The organism is Lysobacter sp. M15 (assembly GCF_022662515.1).
GTDB lineage: Bacteria > Pseudomonadota > Gammaproteobacteria > Xanthomonadales > Xanthomonadaceae > JAKPBU01.
This window is the reverse complement of sequence record NZ_JAKPBV010000014.1, coordinates 133,742-152,369: the sequence shown is the minus strand read 5'-3', so window position 1 is coordinate 152,369 and position 18,628 is coordinate 133,742. Positions and strand designations below refer to the sequence as shown.

The following is an 18,628-nucleotide window of genomic DNA, read 5'->3' as shown; positions in this document are numbered from 1 at the left end:
GCGCGGAGGCCCGACCCCGGATCGGGTCCGGGGCAGGCCCTACTGCAACAGCGAGCGCAGCATCCAGGCGTACTTCTCGTGGGTCTGCAGACGCTGGGTCATCAGGTCCACCGTCGGGTCGTCGCCGCCGCCTTCGCCGGTCTTGAGCACCTTGCGCGCGGTGCGGCAGACTGCCTCGTTGCCCACCACCAGCTGGCGCACCATCTCGCGCCAGTCCGGCGCCTGGGTCAGGCCTGGTTCTTCGCCGATCGAGGACAGGCGGATGAACTCGGCATACGAACCGGGGGCGTTGAATCCCAGGGCGCGGATACGTTCGGCCACGTCGTCCAGCGCGTTCCACTGCTCGGTGTACTGTGCCTCGAACATGGTGTGCAGGGCGTTGAACATCGGTCCGGTCACGTTCCAGTGGAAGTTGTGCGTCTTCAGGTAAAGCGTGAACGCATCCGACAGGTAAGTGGACAGGCCTTGTGCGATCTTCTTGCGATCGCCCGCGCCGATCCCGATATCGATCGCCGGTCCCTTGTCGGCCGGACCTGGCGAGGCGGCCGGATTCGGAACCGCGCCGGCCGGGGGGTTCTTCGACTTGTTGGACTTGCCGCTTTTCGACTTGGCCATGGGGGCACTCCTTTCGTGGATGCGCTGACCATACGCCAGGTACGTGCATCGTTGAAATGAAAGTTATCGTTCGTACGAATTCATGCAGCCTATCGAAGCCGAAAACAATCACGCGCCGAACCAGCGGGCATTGAGCCAGGCACGTCGGCGTCTGGACGCCGCCTGCACGCGTGATCGCGGACGGCTGCTCGGCCTGTGGTCGAAGTGGAAGGCAAAGCCCGGCGACGCGGGTGCGCGGGCCGGGTTCGAATCCGCACTGCAGGCTTCGGTCGCGTTGCGTGCCGCCCGGGCTGCCGCGCTGCCGCAAGCCCCTGTCGTGCCCGATCTACCCATCGCCGGCGAAGCCGAGCGGATCGTCGAACTGATCCGCTCGCATCCGGTGGTGGTGATCGCCGGCGAAACCGGCTCGGGCAAGACCACCCAGCTGCCCAAGCTGTGCCTGGCGGCCGGGCGCGGCGCGGCCGGGTTGATCGGCTGCACCCAGCCGCGTCGGATCGCGGCGCGGGCCGTGGCGCGACGCGTGGCGGAGGAACTGCAGGTGCCGCTGGGCGGCGCGGTCGGCTTCCAGGTGCGCTTCAGCGACAACGTGAGCGAGCAGACCGCGGTCAAGTTCATGACCGACGGCATCCTGCTTGCGGAAATCCAGACCGACCGCTGGCTCTCACGCTACGACACGATCATCGTTGACGAGGCGCACGAACGCAGCCTCAACATCGATTTCCTGCTCGGCTACCTGAAGCAGCTGCTGGAGCGGCGCTCCGACCTGAAGGTGATCGTCACCTCGGCCACGATCGACACCGAGCGCTTCGCCGCGCACTTCGGCAACGCGCCGGTGGTGAACGTGGAGGGACGCGGGTTTCCGGTCGAAGTGCGGTATCGGCCGCTGGAGGGCGAAGGCGACATGGCCGCTGCCGCCGGCGCGCGCGGCGCCTCAGGCGAGGGGCAAGGAGGCGAACGCAGCGTGCTCGACGCGATCGTCGCCGCCTGCGACGAGATTGCGCGGGACCGCTCCATGGGCGACACCCTGATCTTCCTCCCCGGCGAGCGCGAGATCCGCGACGCGCACCGGGCCCTGGAGCAGCGCAAATACCGGCACACCGAAGTGCTGCCGCTGTACGCGCGCCTGTCCGCACGCGACCAGGACCGCGTCTTCCACCCAGGCTCGCAGCGACGGATCGTGCTGGCCACCAACGTGGCCGAGACCTCGCTCACCGTGCCGCGGATCCACTACGTGGTGGACCCAGGCCTGGCCCGGGTCAAGCGCTACAGCCCGCGGCAGAAACTCGACCGCCTGCACATCGAGCCGGTCAGTCAGGCCAGCGCCGACCAGCGCAAGGGGCGCTGCGGCCGCATCGCGCCGGGCATCTGCTACCGGCTGTATGCCGAAGCTGATTTCGCCTCGCGCCCGGCCTATACCGACCCGGAGATCCGGCGCGCTGCGCTCGCCGGGGTGATCCTGCGCATGCTCTCGCTGGGGCTGGGCAGCATCGAATCGTTTCCTTTTCTCGAACCACCCGATGCGCGCGCAATCGCCGACGGCTGGCAGCAGCTGGCCGAGCTGGGCGCGGTCGACGATGAGCGCAAGCTCACCGCGATCGGCCGCAGCATGGCGCGGCTGCCCATCGACGTGAAGCTCGCCCGCATGCTGGTGTCCGCGCAGCGGCATGGTTGCCTGCACCAGATGCTGGTCATCGCCAGCTTCCTCGGTATCCAGGACCCGCGCGAGCGCCCCGCCGATGCGCGCGCGGCGGCAGACAACGCCCATGCGCAATTCGCGGACGCGAAATCCGAATTCGTCGGCATCCTCAAACTCTGGGATGCCTATCGCCAGGCGCACGAGGAGCTGACTCAGTCGCAGCTGCGCAAGTGGGCCGACAAGCACTTCCTGGGTTTCCTGCGTCTGCGCGAATGGCGCGAGCTGCACCGGCAGCTGAAGCTGCAGTGCGAGGAACTGGGATGGGGAATTCGAGAAACGAGTGAAAAGGAACGAGGAACAAGTGTGGGCGAAGCCGATCCATCGGGCATTCGTTCCTCCTTCCTCGTTCCTCGTTCCTATGCACTTTTGCATCGCGCCCTGCTCGCCGGCCTGCCCACCCAGCTCGGGCACCTGGTCGAGCGGGGCCTCTACGATGGTCCGCGCGGGCGCAAGTTCCAGCTGTTTCCTGGTTCGCCGCTCGCGCGCAAGCCACCGCCATGGGTGCTGTCGGCGACCCTGCTCGATACCGAAAAGGTCTGGGCTCTGACCAATGCCGCGATCGAGCCGGACTGGGCGATCGACGAACTGACGCATCTGCTGCAGCGGCGCCACCACGATCCGCGCTGGTCGCGCGCGCAGGGCCGGGTGATCGGCAGCGAGCAGATCAGCCTGTTCGGCCTGGTGCTGGCGCCCAAGCGGCCGGTGCACTACGGCGCGCTGTACCCGGTCGAGGCACGCGCGATTTTCCTGAGCGATGCGCTGGTCGCGGGCGAGATCAACACGCGCGGCGCCTTTCTCGCGCGCAATCTGAAGACGCTGGAATCGGCGCGGGAGGAAGAAGCCAAGCTGCGGCGCACCGGCCTGGTGATCGACGAGGAGGCGCAGGCGCAGTGGTACGACGCGCGCATCCCCGCGCACATCGTCAGTGCCCAGGCGCTCGATGCCTGGTTCGCCAAACTGGCGAAGGACGAGAAAGCGGCGCTCGAATGGGCCCGCGACGACCTGCTGGTCGGCGACGGCAGCGACGCCTCGCGATTCCCGGCGTTCATCGCCTTGGGCGATGCCCGGCTGGCGGTGCGCTACCGGTTCGAGCCCGGCGCGCCGGACGATGGCATGACCGTGGTCGTGCCGCTGCACTTGCTCAATGCGCTCGATCCGGCGCGGCTGTCGTGGCTCGCGCCGGGCTTCGTCCAGGACAAGGCGGCGGCGCTGATCCGGTCGCTGCCCAAGCCGCTGCGGCGCAATTTCGTGCCGGCGCCGGACTTTGCCAAAGCCTTCGCAGAGGCGCATCCGGCGCCTGAGGCCGACAGCATCGAGGGCGCGCTCGCCAGGTTCCTCAAGCGCCTGGCCGGCGTAGAGATTTCCGCGACCGATTTCGAACCGGCGGCGATCGATCCGCATCTGCACGCGAACCTGCGCCTGCTCGACATCGCCGGGGAGCGAGCCAGCGACCGTCGCGTGCTCGCCGAATCGCGCGACCTCGCTGCGCTGCGCGAACGCTTCGGCGCCCGCGCCGCACAGGCATTCGCGTCGCACGCGGCAGCAGGGCTTGCGCAACCGGGGTTGATCGCCTTTCCCGATACACCGATCCCCGAATCGGTGCCCGGTGCGGGCGGCGTGCCAGCCTATCCCTCGCTGCAGGACGACGGCGACAGCGCTTCGCTCGTGGTGCACGCCGATCGCGCGGTGGCGCACCGCCTGCATCCGCAGGGCGTGCGCCGGCTGCTGGCCATCGCGCTGGCCGACCGGCTCAAGCAGGCGCGCAAGCAATTGCCGGTGCAGGCCAAGACCGGGCTGTTGTATGCAGCGATCGAGTCCGCGACCCCGCGCCAGCTGCAGGCCACGGCGCAAACGGGCGGATCGAAGGGCGATCGTCTGCGCGAGGATCTGGTCGAAGGCGCGTTCTCGGCGCTCGCCGCCGACGGCCTGGAGCAGGTCCGCGATGCCGGCGCGTTCGCGCAGCGTCGCGATGCGATCGCCACGGCGCTGTTCCCGGAAGCCATGCGCCGGCTGCAGCAGGCCGAAGTCATCCTGGGCCAGGTCGCCGCCGTGCGCGCCAAGCTCGACAGCAGGTTGCTCGGCTGGGCGCGCGGCAACCTCGACGACATGCAGGCCCAGCTCGCGGCGTTGCTGCCTCCTGGCTTCCTCCGTGACGTGCCTGCTGCCGCGCTTGCCGAATATCCGCGCTACCTCAAGGCGCTCGCCCTGCGCGCCGAGCGCGCCTTGCATGATCCGGCGAAGGACCAGGCGCGCATGCTCGAGCTCAAGCCCTTCGCCGACGCGGTGGCCGCTGCCCTGTCCGAACACCCGGGCGACCCGGACTGGCAGGCAGTGCGTTGGGACCTGGAGGAGCTGCGGGTGTCGATGTTCGCGCAGGAGCTGGGCGCGAAGGGCGGCATCTCGCCGAAGAAGCTCGCCGCGCGCCTGGCCCAGCTGCAGCGGTCGGCGTGACCTGCGAATGCGACGTCGATGGTTTTGCCGGCAGGCACGGACACCGCTAGTGTAGGACGCTGATCGCGTTGATGGCTGCCGTGCACCTCCGGAACGAACAATTCGAAAGCCTGCTTGCGCAGCCGCCGCTGTCGGCGCTTCCCGAGGCGTTGCGCGATGCATTGGCGGGGTGCGCACGCCGGGCCGGACCCGCCGAGCCGGGACGGTACGCCGTGCTCGCGGATACGCTGGAACTGCTTTCCGTCCTCAATGCCGATGCCGACACGCTGGCGGCGACATTCGTGCATGCACTCAATGCCGTCCCGGTGGAGGAGATGGCGGCGTTCGAACGCACGCATCCGGAAATCGCCCCGCTGCTCGAGGGCCAGCGCGCTGCAGCGCAGGTATGGAGCCTGCACGCCGGGCAGTCGGCCGGTGGCAATGCCGAAGGCTTGCGCCGGCTGCTGCTGGCGATCGTGCGCGATCTGCGCGTGGTCCCGATCCTGCTGGCCGAGCAGCTGGCGCGGATGCGGCTGTCGCGCGACCTGCCAGAGGACGAGCGCCAGGCGCTTGCCCGCCTCACCCGCGACATCCATGCGCCGCTCGCCAACCGCCTGGGCATCTGGCAGTTGAAATGGGAGCTGGAGGATCTGGCCTTCCGCTACCTCGAACCGGACACCTACAGGCGCATCGCGCGCCTGCTCGACGACAAGCGGACCGGCCGCGAGCATTACATCGAGCAGGTCAAGCGTGAACTGGGCGCCGCCTTGCGCGATCAGCAGATCGTCGCCGACGTCGCCGGGCGGCCGAAGCACATCTACAGCATCTGGAAGAAGATGCAGAAGAAGAATGTGCCGATCGGGGAGCTCTACGACCTGCGCGCGGTGCGGGTGCTGGTCGACGATGTCGCGGCCTGCTACGCGACGCTGGGCGCGGTGCATGCGCTGTGGGCGCCGGTGCCCGGCGAATTCGACGACTACATCGCCCGGCCCAAGAACAACGACTACCGCTCGCTGCACACGGCGGTGATCGGACCCGAAGGCAAGACCCTCGAAGTGCAGATCCGGACCCACGAGATGCATGCGCAGGCCGAACTCGGCGTGGCCGCGCACTGGCGCTACAAGGAACATTCCTATGGGGGCCGCGGCGGCTCGCAGCGGTCCGCTGCGGCCAATGCGGCCAACGACCGCAAGATCGAATGGATGCGTCGCCTGCTGGAAGCCAGCGCCGAAGGGCGCGAGGGCGAGCAGGCGCTGTCCGGCAACTTTGGCACCGAACTGGTCGAAGACCGGATCTACGCGCTCACGCCGCTGGGCAAGGTGATCGACCTGCCCGCGGGCGCCACGCCGCTGGACTTCGCCTACCACGTGCACACCGAGGTCGGCCACCGCTGCCGTGGTGCGAAGGTGGACGGTCGGATCGTGCCGCTCGATTACCGGCTGCACACGGGCGAGCGCGTGGAGATCCTGACGGCCAAGACCGGCGAGCCGCGCCGCGACTGGCTGCTGGCATCCAATGGCTTCCTGGCCAGCGCCCGCTCGCGCGACAAGGTGCGCGCGTGGTTCCACAAGCTCGACCGCGCGCGCAACCTGCAGGCCGGGCGCGAGATGCTCGAGAAGGAACTCCGGCGCCTGGGCCTGCTGCAGGCAGACCCGACTCCGGTGCTGGCGAAGTTCAACGTGGCCAGCTATGAAGACCTGCTGGTGCTGGTGGCACTGGGCGACGTCGGCCCGCACCAGGTCGGGCGCGCCCTGCTCGAGCACGAGCGCGCGGGCGAGGATTCCGGTTCGGCGCAGCCGGCGCCACGCCAACCGCGCAAGCCGTCCGGTGCCGGCACTCCCGGGTTTACCGTCGTCGGCATGGGCAATCTACTGGTCCAGATTGCGCGCTGTTGCCAGCCGCTGCCGGGCGAGCCCATCGCCGGCTACCTGACCCGTGCCCGGGGCGTGACCGTGCACCGCGCGGACTGCGCGGCATTCCTGCGCCTGTCGGCGACGCAGCCGCAACGGGTGCTGCCGGTGGAGTGGGGACGCAGCGATGGCGGACACGCAACCGGCGTGCTGGTCGAGGCGCTCGACCGCAAGCACCTGCTCAAGGACCTGACCAACCTGATCGCACAGGAAGATGCGCACGTGCTGGACATCCACAGCGAATCCCAGCGCGGCCATCGCGTGCGGTTGCGGTTGCGGGTGCGGGTGCGGGATTTCGGGCAGCTGGCGCGCCTGCTGGGGAAGATCGAGCAGCTCTCGGGCGTGGAGTCGACGCGGCGGGCGTGACGCCGCGCTGCCCGTCATACGCCTATCCTGCGCGCGTGAATCCCAGCCCGCCCATCCACCCCGAGCCGCAGTCCCATCGCGCGCTGCCCGGCCCGCGCCGGCAGGAGCCGGGCTGGGGGCGGGTGGACCAGCTCGATTTCCACGAAGTTGCGCGCGACCGCCGCCCGCTCATGCCGCGCGCGCGCCGCCTGGCATGGATGGTGGTGGTGGCGATGCTGATTCTGGCGGCGGTGCTGCTGCGGCGCCCGTTGGCCGACTGGATATGGCCCGAGACGCGCGCCCAGGCATTACGCGAGCAGGCGGCACTCGCGCTGGAGCGTGGACATCTCACCGCTGGCGATGGTAGCGGCGCACGCGAACTGTACGAGGCCGCGATCGCGATCGATCCGGACCGTAACGAAGCGCGCACCGGTCTTGCGCGTGTAGCGCAGGCCGCGCTTGCCCAGGCCGATGCGGCGTTGCGACGCGACGATTTTGCGCTGGCGCACCGGCAGCTGGCATTGGCGCGTGAGCTCCAGGTGCCGCGTGCCAGCGCCGAGGCCGTCGCCGCGCGCCTGCGCGCCCGGGAAGCCGACGTGGCAGGGATCGAAGGGCTGCTCGCCCAGGCCGAGGTGGCGCGCGAACAGGGGCGGCTGGACGGTGCCGGGGATGCGGCCCTGCCTGTGTATCGGCGCGTGCTGTCGTTGCGTCCGGACAACCTGCGCGCACTGGAAGGCCGGGAAGACGCGCTGTCGGAGCTGCTGCAGCAGGCGCGCAGAGCGCTGCAGTCGGGCCAGGTCGGGCAAGCCGCGACCATGATCGCCGCGGCGCGCGGCTACGACCCCGGACATGTCGACCTTCCGCAGCGTCAGGGCGAACTGACGCGCGCGATCGAGCAGCTGCGCCAGCGTGCCGATCGCGACCGTCGCCGCGGCGAGCTGCAGGCGGCAGCCGGGAAATACCGGCAATTGCTGCAGATCGATGCCGAAGACGCCGTCGCGGCCCGCGGGATGGCCGCGGTGGCAGCAGCCCATGCCATGCGCGCCGAGCGCGCCGCGGCCGACTTCGATTTCCGCGGCGCAGAGGCTGCACTGCGCGAAGCCCGGGCGATCGCACCCGGCTCCGAGGCGGTAGAACGCGCGGCGAATCGGATCGCGGACGCCAGAAGAACCCGCGCACGGTTGCTGCCGCCAGCCGCCAGCCGGCTTCAGGCCTCGCGTGTCGACACCCTGCTGCGCGAAGCGGCGCAGGCCGAGGCGCGCGGCGATCTGCTGACTCCGCCGGGCGACAGCGCCTACGACAAACTGCGCGCCGCGCGCGCGCTGGCCCCCGCCCATCCGGGGGTCGCACGTGCGCAGGCGCGCCTGGTGCCGGCGGCGAAGCAATGCTTCGAACGCGAATTGCCGCGCAACGACCTGGGGCGCGCGCGCATTTGCCTGGACGCATGGATCGCCCTGGAAGGCGAAGGCAGTGTCACCCGGCAGGCCAGGCGCAGGTTGGCGCAGCGATGGCTGGCGGTCGGTGCCGAGCGGCTGGGAGCAGGGGAGGTCGCGTCTGCGGCCGCCGCGCTGCGGTCTGCGGAGTCCATCGATCGCGCGACACCGGGCATCGAGGATTTCCGCGCCCGCCTGCGCGCGGCTTCGGCCTCGCGGGATTGAAGCTCCGCTCAGCGTGCGCCGGTGAGAAACACCCGTCGCACCGTCTCCGCTGCCGCCTCCATCGAAAAATGACGTTGCACGTTCTCCCGGCCATGGGTCGCCAGGCTTTGCCACAGCGATTCGTCGCGGTATAGCCGCAGCACCGCAGCGGCAAAGGCTTCTGCGTCATCGCCGACGAGCACATCGTGACCGTCGCGCAGGTGCATGCCCTCGACCGCGACCGATGTCGCCACCACTGGCTGGCCGTGCGCCATGCTCAGATTGATCTTGCCTTTGACTCCCGCGCCGTAACGCAGCGGCGCCAGTGCGATCCGGCAGCCGCGCATATAGGGCCCGATGTCGGGGACGTGTCCGTGCACCAGCACGCCGTCGTGTGCCGCCAGCGCCTGCACGACCGCCGGAACGTGGCCGCCGATGCAGTGGAACCGCATCCCGGGCTCGCCGGCACGTATCAGTGGGAAGACTTCTTCGACGAACCAGCGCACCGCGTCCACATTGGGCGGATGGCGGAAGCCGCCGACGAACACCAGGTCCTGGCGCTGTGCGTAGGGCGAGCCATCGTCGGCAAGCTGGTGCAGGTTGGATAGCACTTCCACCCGCGCCTGCGGCGCGTCCTGGGCCAGGAGCGCGCGCTCGGCTTCGCTGACCACGAGGGTGAGATCGCTGCGCGCGATAATGTCCAGTTCCAACGCGCGCGTGCGCGCCGCAGCGCGGGCCAGCGCACCGTCCCCGGCGAGCGCCGCGCCACGCTGCTCCCTCAAGTAATGCAGGTCGATCGTGTCGAAGACGACTTGCGCCTGAGGCGCGTGCCGGCGCACGAGCGGAAGGAACTCGCGCGCTACGTAGTGGCGGCAGATCATCACGGTGTCGAAGCGCGGACCATGTTCGCGAAGCCAGGCAGTGGCGCGACCGGCGTAGGGCGCGTACCAGGCCTCCACGCCCAGCTTTTGCAGGGTGTGCGTGTGTTCGTCCGCGTGCGTGCGCTTGGCTGGCAGGAACACTACATGTGCGCCTTGGTGGATGAGCAGGCGCATCAGATTGACCAGGCGCAGCGAGCCAGAATCGTGATCCGGTGTTGGCGTGAGCGCATCGATGATCAGGATCTGCCGTCGCGTGCGGTGCACGCTTGCTGGCGAAGGCGCCACCGACGCGTCGCCGAAAGCAGCCAGCGCCTGTGCATGCCGTTGCGCGAAACGCTCGCGATTGCGCGTCTGGTAGGCCTTGATGCCGCTGGCGACGTCCGTGCCGGACGTTGCGCCTTCCTCGTGCACGACGACCGCGTCCGGTTGATAGAGCACGCGTCTGCCGGATGCTCGCACCCGGAAAGCCAGATCGGTGTCTTCGTAGTACGCGGGGGCGTAGTGCGCGTCGAATCCTCCAAGCGAGCGGAACAACTCGCGCGGGATCGCGATGGCAGCCCCGCTGACGTAATCGGCGTCGCGCAGGGATGCGAAGCGGCAATCGTCCGGGTTTCCGTAGCGCCCGTAATTCCAGGCATTGCCGTCGGAGAACACCACGCCTCCGGCTTCCTGCAGTCGCCCGTCCGGATACCGCAGCTGTGCCCCCACGAGTCCGGTATCGGGCTGGGAGGCGAAAGGTGCCAGAAGCGCATCCAGCCAGCCCGGTTGCGGGATCGTGTCGTTATTGAGGAACACCAGGTACTCGCCGCGTGCGATTCCGGCCCCGTCGTTGCAGGCAGCGATGAATCCGCCATTCTCTTCGCGGCGGAGGTAACGCAATCCGGCGATGGCAGCGAGCGCCTGCTGCGTGTCATCCGCAGAACCGTCGTCGACCACGATCACTTCGCAGCCTGCGTGCGGGGGATGCGCAGCGAGCGCCTGCAGGCATCGCAGGGTATGGGCGAGCTGGCCGAACACCGGAATCACGATGCTCGCGCGCGGTGCGGGATCGGAAAAAATGGCTGCGGGAGCGGTCGGCTCGCCCTCCGGGAACCACAGTGGCTCACGCAGCCTGGGCGGCAGCACGCCCAACTGCGCGATGAGTCGCTCCCAGGTCGTGCGCCAGCCCCGGGTACGCAGGCTCAGCAACCCCCGACGGGACAGGCCGGACGCGCGTTGCAGCAGGAATCGCGCATCGGCCAACGACCACGACATACCAACGGAACTCCGGCTGACTGTAGAAGAGGGGGGCACTCGGGCCGGCCGGGGACGCTGCGCTAGACTCGCCAGCTCCGACAGGTACGCGCGCGGCACCAGCCGCCATTGTCGCATCCCATGGTTCTGCCTTGGCCCGCATCGATTACGACGAAGACGACGATTCCGACCTGGACAGCGAGACGCCGGACTGGCGCCGGCGGCTTCTGACCTGGGGACTTGCGGCGGTTGGCCTCGGTCTTGGCTTCCTCATTCCCTACACCCTGTACCTGAATCATCAGGTCGGCAGCCGGTTCGGGCAGTTGCAATGGCAGCTGCCCACGCGTGTTTACGGGCGCCCGCTGCAGTTGTCGCCCGGTCTGGCGATGGACGCGCAGACGCTCAAGACCGAGCTGGACGCCGCGTCCTACCGCGAAGGCGGCGGCGAGCGGCCGGGCAGCTATCTGCGCGATGGCGGCCGCTGGAAGATCGCCAGCCGCGGCTTCAACGACATCACCGGCCCGGTGGCGCCCAGCCGCATCGAGGTCACGCTGTCGGGCGGTCGCGTGTCGCAGGTGCGCGATCTGGTCGGCAGGCGCACGGTGAAATCGGTGCGCCTGGATCCGGCACGCATCGCCACGCTGTACGGGAAGAAGCAGGAAGAACGGCGCCTGGTGCAGATCGACGAGGTGCCGGAGCTGCTGGTCACCGGCCTGCAGGCGGTGGAGGACCGGGATTTCGCCCGTCACCACGGCATCGACCTGTCGGGCATCGCGCGCGCCATGTTCGTCAACATGCGCTCCGGCGAAGCCAGGCAGGGCGCCAGCACCCTCACCCAGCAGCTCGCACGCAGCGGCCTGCTCGGCATCGGCCGCGAACAGACGCTCAAGCGCAAGTTCAACGAGATCCTGTACGCGATGCTGATCGAGATGCGCTACGACAAGCGCACGATCCTGGAAGCGTACTTCAACCAGGTGTACTGGGGGCAGCGCGGGGCGCAGGCGATCCACGGGGTGGCCGCGGCCTCGGAATTCTGGTTCGGCCGCGACCAGCGCGACCTCAGCACCGAGCAGATCGCGCTGCTGGTGGGCATCGTGCGCGGGCCATCGCTGTACGATCCGCGCCGCCATCCCGAGCGCGCCACCGAGCGGCGCAACTTCGCCCTGGCCAAGATGCACGAAGCCGGGTTGATCGACGCCGCCGAGTTCGAACGTGCGAAGCGGGCGCCGTTGGGCGTGACCAAGGAAGCGGGCAGCATCGCCGCCAACCGGTTCCCGGCCTACGTCGACCTGATCCGCCGCCAGCTGGCGGTCGACTATCCCGCCGAAACCCTGCAGGGCGCCGGCCTGAGCGTGATGAGCGGTATGGCGCCCTCGGCGCAGGGTTACGCAGAAGGAGCGGTCACGCGCACGCTCGATGGGTTGGGCAAGCGCAAGGTGCCGCTGCAGGCGGGAATGGTCGTCACCGATGCGCATACCGGCGACGTGGTCGCCGCGGTCGGCAGCCGTTCCTTCGCCGAACACGGGTTCAACCGCGCGATCGAGGCCAAGCGCCCCCTCGGCTCGCTGCTCAAGCCGTTCGTCTACCTGCTGGCGCTCGCCGATCCGGCGCGCTGGACCCTGGCGACCTGGCTGGACGACTCACCGGTGAACATCCGCCTGGACAACGGCAAGCGCTGGAATCCGGGTAATTCCGATGGCCGCAGCCACGGCAGCGTGCGCATGATCGATGCGCTGGCGCAGAGCTACAACCAGGCCACCGTGCGCCTGGGCATGCAGGTGACGCCCGACCGCCTGGCCGACCTGCTGCGCACCCTGGCCGGGTTCGACGCGCCGCGCAATCCGGCCCTGATCCTGGGCTCGGTGGACCAGAGCCCGTATGCCATGGCCCAGGCGTACCAGTTCTTCGCGACCGGCGGCGAGATCCAGACCCTGCGCCTGGTGCGTGGCGTGCTCGATCGCAACGGCAAGCTGCTCAAGCGCTACGACAAGGCGCCGCAGGCCGCAACCGAGCGCGACTCGCTGTCCGCTCGGCTGGTCACGCTGGCGCTCCAGCATGCGGTGACCAGTGGCACCGGACGCCAGTTGATCAGCGACGGCCGTGGCAGGCTCAAGCCGGCGGGCAAGACCGGGACCAGCAACGACAGCCGCGACAGCTGGTTCGCCGGCTGGACCGGCGACCACCTGGCCGTGGTATGGGTCGGCAACGACGACAACAAGCCCACCGGCCTGTACGGCGCCACCGGCGGCATGCGGGTGTGGTCGAACCTGTTCGCACGCCTGCCCACGGCACCGCTCGAGGTCGACAACACCGGCATCGAATGGGCCTGGGTTTCGCAGTCCTACTCCACCGACGCCGGTTGTCCGGGCGCGCGACGCTTCCCCTTCGTCAAGGGCTATGTGCCGGCGCATCAGCCCTGCGTTTATGCGGAACCGGTCGACCCGTATGGCGAAGACGCCTACGGGGACGGGGGCGAGGAACGCCGCAGCTGGCGCGACTGGTTCGGCTTCGGCGACCGCGACGAGCCGCAGGAGCAGGATCCCGCGCGCCAGGGCGAGCCGGAGCCCGCACCTGCTCCGGCCCCTCCGCCTCCGCCGCCCCAACCGCAACCGATCCCGGAGCAGTGAGTCATGCAGTTGCCGATCCGCCCCGTCTTTCTGTTTGTGTCGAGTGCTGTAATGGCGCTGCTGTGCGCCTGCGGATCGACGCCGCCGCCACAGCCCACCAAGCCGGCGCAGGCCGATCCCACGCAGATGGTGGCGGCCGTCCGCGCTGCGGCCGGCAACGGCGAAGGCGAACTGGCGGTGCAGCCGCTGCGCGATCCGATGGTCGAGGACTTGCGCCAGCAGGCGGTGAAGCTTGAACAGCAGAAGCAGTACGCAGACGCGGCAGCGGCGCTGGACAAGGCGCTGGCGATCACGCCCGACGATCCGGCGGTGCTGCAGGAACGCGCCGAAGCCGCGCTGCTGCTCAAGGATTTCGCTGGCGCCGAGCAGCGCGCGCGCCGCGCCTACGAGATCGGAGCCAAGGTCGGGCCGTTGTGTCGCCGCCATTGGGCGACGGTCCGTGCCGTGCGCTATGCGGCCAATGATGGCGCGGGAGCAGCGGAGGCCAACAAGCAGCTTGCGGCGTGCAAGGTGGCGGCGCTCGAGCGATTCTGAACATGCGGATGCGGATGCGGATGCGGATGCGGATGCGGATGCGCGGTGGGCGCGCGGAAAAGTTCCGCCAAACCTCGCCGAGCGGGTTCCAAAGGCCGCTGCGGCGGCTTGGGTAGGAATGCGCCGGGAAGTTGATCGCGGCGCCCATACAATCCACGGATGTCATCTTCCGATCTCGCAGCCGCCAGCCTTGCCGCCCTGAGCGAAGGCGGGCTGCTCGCCGAACGCATTCCCGCGTTCCGCCCGCGCGCAGCCCAGCAGCGTCTGGCCGAGGCGGTGGTCGCTGCCTTCGAGCAGCGCGAGGTCCTGCTGGCCGAAGCGGGCACCGGCACCGGAAAGACCTACGCATATCTGGTGCCTGCGCTCCTGTCGGGCATGAAGACCATCGTCTCCACCGGTACCCGCGCGCTGCAGGACCAGCTCTACCACCGCGATCTTCCGCGCGTACGCGATGCGCTGGGCACTGGACTGAAGACGGCGCTGCTCAAGGGCCGCGCGAATTACCTGTGCCGTTACCGCACCGAGCAGGCCAAGGGCGAACCTCGGTTTGCTACCCGCGAGCAGATCGCCCAGTTCCAGCGCGTCGTCGCCTGGAGCGGGCGCACGCGCATGGGCGACCTGGCCGAACTCGAGGACCTGCCGGAAGACTCGCCGCTGATCCCGATGGTGACCTCGACGGCGGAAAACTGCCTCGGGGGTGAATGCCCGTTCTACGCCGACTGCTTCGTGGTGCAGGCCAGGCAGCGCGCGCAGGCGGCCGATGTCGTGGTGGTGAACCACCACCTGCTGCTGGCCGACCTGGCGCTCAAGCAGGAGGGATTCGGCGAGATCCTGCCGGGTGCGCAGGCGTTCATCGTCGACGAAGCGCACCAGTTGCCCGAGCTCGCCGCGCAGTTCTTCGGCGAGGGGATCGGCGCGCGCCCGCTGGTGGAGCTGGCGCGCGATGCGCTGGCCGAGTGCAAGGACGTGAGCGGCGCCCTGGCCGCCGTGCAGCAGCCTGCACGCGACCTGGAACAGGCCGCCCGGGCGCTGCGCGCGGCGATGGACACACTGCCCATGCGCGGCACCCTGCAGCGCGCGCTCGAATACAGCGCGATACGCGAAGGTTTCGATGCGTTGTCGGCGACGTTGCTGAAACTGCACGAGACGCTCGGCCCGCTGCGCGAGGCATCGCCCGGCTTCGATGCCTGCCATGCGCGCTCCCGGGAATTCATTTCGCGGCTCGCGCGCTGGCTTGTCGAACGCGATCTGGACAGCGAGCTGGAAGCGCCCGACGACGACGTGCGCTGGTACGAACTCACCCCGCGCGGATTCCGCCTGCAGCGCACGCCGCTCGACGTGTCGGGCCCGCTGCGCGCGCATCGCGAACGCTCGCAGGCGGCGTGGGTGTTCACCTCCGCCACGCTGTCGGTGGATGCCAGCTTCGAACACGTGGCCCGCCGCCTGGGCCTGGACGCGCCGCGCACCCTGCTGCAGCCCAGCCCGTTCGACTGGAACACGCAGGCGCTGTGTCTGCTGCCGCCGCGGATGCCCGAACCGGCCTCGCGCAACTACACCCACGCGCTGCTCGATGCGGTGCGGCCGGTGCTCGAAGCCTCGAATGGCCGCGCCTTCCTGCTGTTCGCTTCGCACCGCGCGCTGCGCGAAGCCGCCGAAATCCTGCGCGGTGGCGCCTGGCCGCTGTTCGTGCAGGGCGAGGCGCCGCGGCACCTGCTGTTGCAGCGTTTCCGCGAGTCCGGTCACGGTGTATTGCTGGGCACGGCGAGCTTCCGCGAAGGCGTGGACGTGGTCGGCGCCGCGCTGAGCGTGGTGGTGATCGACAAGCTGCCCTTCGCCGCGCCCGACGATCCGGTGTTCGAGGCGCGGCTCGAGGCGATCCGTCGCGCCGGCGGCAATCCGTTCCGCGACGAGCAGCTGCCGCAGGCGGTGATCGCGCTCAAGCAGGGCGCGGGGCGACTGATCCGCAGCGAAACCGACCGCGGCGTGCTGGTGCTGTGCGATCCGCGTCTGGTCGGCAAGGCGTACGGGCGCATCTTCCTCGACTCGCTGCCGCCGCTGCCGAAGACCCGGGATGTGGCTGACGTGCAGGCGTTCTTCGCGCCTGCGCCCGACGAACCGGTCTCTGCTAGCACAGCCCTGGCCGAGGGTTTTCCCTAGCTGGATTGCGCTGCGGGCATCGCTAGGCTGGCACGGTCGTCAATGCCGCCGGAGTCCAGGATGAGCCCGCCCCCCATTGGCCAGGTCAACGCGCTCGATCTGCCACCGCCCAACGCGTGTCCGGCAGGCGCGCCGCCCAGCGGCGGTTCCGCTGAAGAGAACGCCCAGTGGTGGAGCGGCCTTTCGCAACAGGAACAGTCCAACTTCCTGGCGACCTATGGATCGCAGGTCGGTGCACTCGATGGCGTGCCGGCGGAGGTGCGCCACGAGGCCAACCTGGAGGTGCTGCGCCGGGATGCGGCCAGCGGCCATGACCAGGGCAATGCGCAGGCGCTGCTGGAACGGGTCGAGGGCTCGCAGGATCTGCCTCCGGGCGAGCGCATCTATCTGCTCGGCTACACGCCGCCGGGTGCGGACGGAGCTCCGGATGCGCTGGTCATCGCTGCCATCGGCAATCCGGACACCGCCGACCACACCGCGATCTTCGTGCCGGGCACCACCACGAATCTCGGCAGCATGAACGGCTCGCTCGATCGCATGGACGATCTGCGCGCTGCATCCACGGCCGTGCCTGGTGCCGGCGACGTGTCCACCATCGTCTGGCTCGGCTACGACGCGCCCGACAACATCCCTGCGGCGGCCCTGGTGGGCTACGCCGAAGACGCCGCGCCCGATCTGCGCAGCTTCACCGAAGGCCTGCGCAGTTCGCATCTGGGGCCGGAGTCGCATGTCACCGTGATCGGCCATTCCTACGGCTCCACGGTGGTCGGCACCGCGGACGCACTCGGCGGGCAGGGCACCGACGATGGCCTGGAAGCCGACGACATCATCGCCCTGGGCAGCCCCGGCATGGGCATCGAATCGCCGGACCGTCGCGGCTGGTTCGACAGCGCCTACGTCGACGACGTCAGCGACATGCACATCGGCGCCGACCACTTCTGGGCGGGTGCGGCCAGCGACGACATCGTCAGCTACACCGAGATCCACGGCAACAGTCCGGTCGACTGGAGCTTCGGCGGCCAGCGCATCACGACCGATGGCGCGGATGGCCATTCCGAATACTGGGACACCGGCACCGAGGCGCTGCGCAACCAGGCCTATATCGTGACCGGCAACTACGACCAGGTCGCCACGGTCGGCCGTCGCTTCGGCTGAGCGCAAGCCAGGGCGTATGCTCGCTGCGATGCGCTTCCACAACCCGACACTCGGCAGGCACGCCCGGCTCCCGGGCGTGCTTGCCTGCATGCTCATCGCCGGCGCCTGCGCCGGCGCAACCGATACGGACAGCATGGACACCAAGAACACGCAACAGGCCGTCGCCGAATTCCTGCCCCAGGTCGAGAGCGCGCTGGGCGCGCTGGCGGTCGATCGCGAGTCCTTCGAGGTGCGCGCCAATCGCTGCGAAGGCAGGCAAGGCGAGACCCGTGACGATCTGTATTACATCTGGGTCGGCCTGCGCGGTACGGCGCGCGGCAACGACATCGCGAACCAGATCGGGCAGGCGCATGCGCGCTGGCAGGCCGCCGGCTGGGAAATCACCCGGTTTCGCACCCTGGACAACGGCGGCGTGAACCTGACCGCGACCGACCCGGCCACTGGCAACACTTTCACTCTGGACTCGGGCTTCCAGCCGGCGCCCGATGCCTATGTGGTCGGCTTCTTCAACACGCCCTGTTTCCAGTCGCCGGAAGGCAGGGTCGACTTCGGCACCGTCTCGCGACGCGGCGGGTAGGGCGAGCGACGCGCACGCACACTTCGAAAGCCCACCGCGTCGCCGCCGAGGTCCGTGGTCCTTCGACAACCTCTGGATGCGCGGGCTAAGGTGTGGCCCATGAAACTGCTTGCCTTCGAGACCGCCACCGAAGCCTGTTCGGTGGCCCTGTTCGTCGATGGCGCGGTGCGCGAGCGCTTCGAGCTTGCGCCACGTCGCCATGCCGAGCTCGCGCTGCCATGGGCCGAAGAACTGCTCGCGGAGGCCGGCATCGCGCGTTCGCAGCTCGATGTCGTCGCCGCCGGGCGCGGCCCGGGCGCGTTCACCGGCGTACGCCTGGCGATCTCGATCGCGCAGGGCATCGCGCTCGCACTGGACCGGCCGGTGGTGCCCGTGTCCACGTTGGCAACGCTCGCCATGCAGGCCGAGGGCGAAGTGATCGCCGCCATCGACGCGCGGATGGGTGAGGTCTACCTGGGTGCGTTCCGACGCGTCGGAGAGGACGTGCAGCCCCTCGCTCAGGAAACGGTCGTGAAGCCGGCCGAAGCCAGCATTCCGGAAGGCGCCGGCTGGAACGGCATCGGGACCGGCTTCGCAGCGGCCGACGGCGCGCTGCGCAACCGGCTGCAGGCGCAGCTGGGTACGGTCGATGCGGCCGCCCTGCCGCACGCCGCCGACGTCGCCAGGCTGGCCGTGTTGGCATATGCGCGCGGCGAGGCGCTGGCGCCCGAACGGGCGGAGCCGGCCTACCTGCGCAACCACGTCGCCCTGACCCTGGCCGAACAGCAGGCGCTGCGCGCCGGGCGCTGAGCGCCGGAACCTTGCCCGCGGTTCGCGGTCAGGAACCAGGCC

Annotated in this window: 10 protein-coding genes and 1 pseudogene; 9 read left to right on the top strand and 2 right to left on the bottom strand. The window is 69.4% G+C overall.

The window, feature by feature from the left end:
- Positions 1–39: 39 nt before the first annotated feature.
- Positions 40–516, bottom strand: a pseudogene (locus MC380_RS14865) (Dps family protein); the annotation flags it as partial.
- Positions 517–745: 229 nt separating this feature from the next.
- Here MC380_RS14865 and hrpA point away from each other — a divergent pair.
- The 3 genes from hrpA (at position 746) to MC380_RS14850 (ending at position 8,654) form a co-directional block, all read left to right on the top strand.
- On the top strand, positions 746–4,762 hold the full coding sequence (gene hrpA, locus MC380_RS14860; protein ID WP_242165663.1) for an ATP-dependent RNA helicase HrpA: 4,017 nt from the start codon (positions 746–748) through the stop codon (positions 4,760–4,762).
- Between the two features lie 71 nt (positions 4,763–4,833).
- On the top strand, positions 4,834–7,017 hold the full coding sequence (locus tag MC380_RS14855; protein ID WP_242102867.1) for a bifunctional (p)ppGpp synthetase/guanosine-3',5'-bis(diphosphate) 3'-pyrophosphohydrolase: 2,184 nt from the start codon (positions 4,834–4,836) through the stop codon (positions 7,015–7,017).
- 35 nt (positions 7,018–7,052) lie between these two features.
- Positions 7,053–8,654: a hypothetical protein gene (locus tag MC380_RS14850; protein ID WP_242165662.1), complete on the top strand. Its 1,602-nt coding sequence runs from the start codon at positions 7,053–7,055 to the stop codon at positions 8,652–8,654.
- 8 nt (positions 8,655–8,662) lie between these two features.
- Here MC380_RS14850 and MC380_RS14845 read toward each other — a convergent pair whose 3' ends face one another.
- Positions 8,663–10,768 carry a glycosyltransferase gene (locus MC380_RS14845; RefSeq protein ID WP_242165660.1) on the bottom strand — a complete coding sequence of 702 codons (2,106 nt, stop codon included), beginning with the start codon at positions 10,766–10,768 and terminating at the stop codon, positions 8,663–8,665.
- A 131-nt stretch (positions 10,769–10,899) separates the two neighbouring features.
- Here MC380_RS14845 and mrcB point away from each other — a divergent pair, with 131 nt between their 5' ends.
- From mrcB to tsaB, 6 genes are all read left to right on the top strand, one after another.
- Entirely contained in the window at positions 10,900–13,374 is a 2,475-nt protein-coding gene (gene mrcB / locus MC380_RS14840) for a penicillin-binding protein 1B (protein ID WP_242165658.1), read from the top strand.
- Between the two features lie 51 nt (positions 13,375–13,425).
- Complete coding sequence (locus MC380_RS14835; RefSeq protein ID WP_242165656.1) at positions 13,426–13,908, top strand: hypothetical protein; 483 nt, start codon at positions 13,426–13,428, stop codon at positions 13,906–13,908.
- A gap of 159 nt (positions 13,909–14,067) precedes the next feature.
- Positions 14,068–16,065 (top strand): ATP-dependent DNA helicase, encoded by a 1,998-nt coding sequence (locus MC380_RS14830; protein WP_242165654.1) that lies wholly within the window; start codon positions 14,068–14,070, stop codon positions 16,063–16,065.
- A 60-nt stretch (positions 16,066–16,125) separates the two neighbouring features.
- Positions 16,126–17,220 (top strand): alpha/beta hydrolase, encoded by a 1,095-nt coding sequence (locus tag MC380_RS14825; protein WP_242165653.1) that lies wholly within the window; start codon positions 16,126–16,128, stop codon positions 17,218–17,220.
- A 28-nt stretch (positions 17,221–17,248) separates the two neighbouring features.
- Positions 17,249–17,797, top strand: coding sequence for a hypothetical protein (locus MC380_RS14820; protein ID WP_242165651.1), 549 nt, complete (start codon positions 17,249–17,251; stop codon positions 17,795–17,797).
- A 99-nt stretch (positions 17,798–17,896) separates the two neighbouring features.
- On the top strand, positions 17,897–18,586 hold the full coding sequence (gene tsaB, locus MC380_RS14815) for a tRNA (adenosine(37)-N6)-threonylcarbamoyltransferase complex dimerization subunit type 1 TsaB (protein WP_242165649.1): 690 nt from the start codon (positions 17,897–17,899) through the stop codon (positions 18,584–18,586).
- The last annotated feature ends 42 nt before the right edge of the window (positions 18,587–18,628 follow it).

What these genes read in the sequence shown, in the direction of transcription:
- MC380_RS14855 (WP_242102867.1), top strand. Translation starts at nt 4,834, where the DNA reads ATGGCTGCCGTGCACCTCCGGAACGAACAATTCGAAAGCCTGCTTGCG.
- MC380_RS14845 (WP_242165660.1), bottom strand. Translation starts at nt 10,768, where the DNA reads ATGTCGTGGTCGTTGGCCGATGCGCGATTCCTGCTGCAACGCGCGTCC.
- MC380_RS14835 (WP_242165656.1), top strand. Translation starts at nt 13,426, where the DNA reads ATGGCGCTGCTGTGCGCCTGCGGATCGACGCCGCCGCCACAGCCCACC.
- MC380_RS14830 (WP_242165654.1), top strand. Translation starts at nt 14,068, where the DNA reads ATGTCATCTTCCGATCTCGCAGCCGCCAGCCTTGCCGCCCTGAGCGAA.
- MC380_RS14825 (WP_242165653.1), top strand. Translation starts at nt 16,126, where the DNA reads ATGAGCCCGCCCCCCATTGGCCAGGTCAACGCGCTCGATCTGCCACCG.
- MC380_RS14820 (WP_242165651.1), top strand. Translation starts at nt 17,249, where the DNA reads ATGCGCTTCCACAACCCGACACTCGGCAGGCACGCCCGGCTCCCGGGC.
- tsaB (WP_242165649.1), top strand. Translation starts at nt 17,897, where the DNA reads ATGAAACTGCTTGCCTTCGAGACCGCCACCGAAGCCTGTTCGGTGGCC.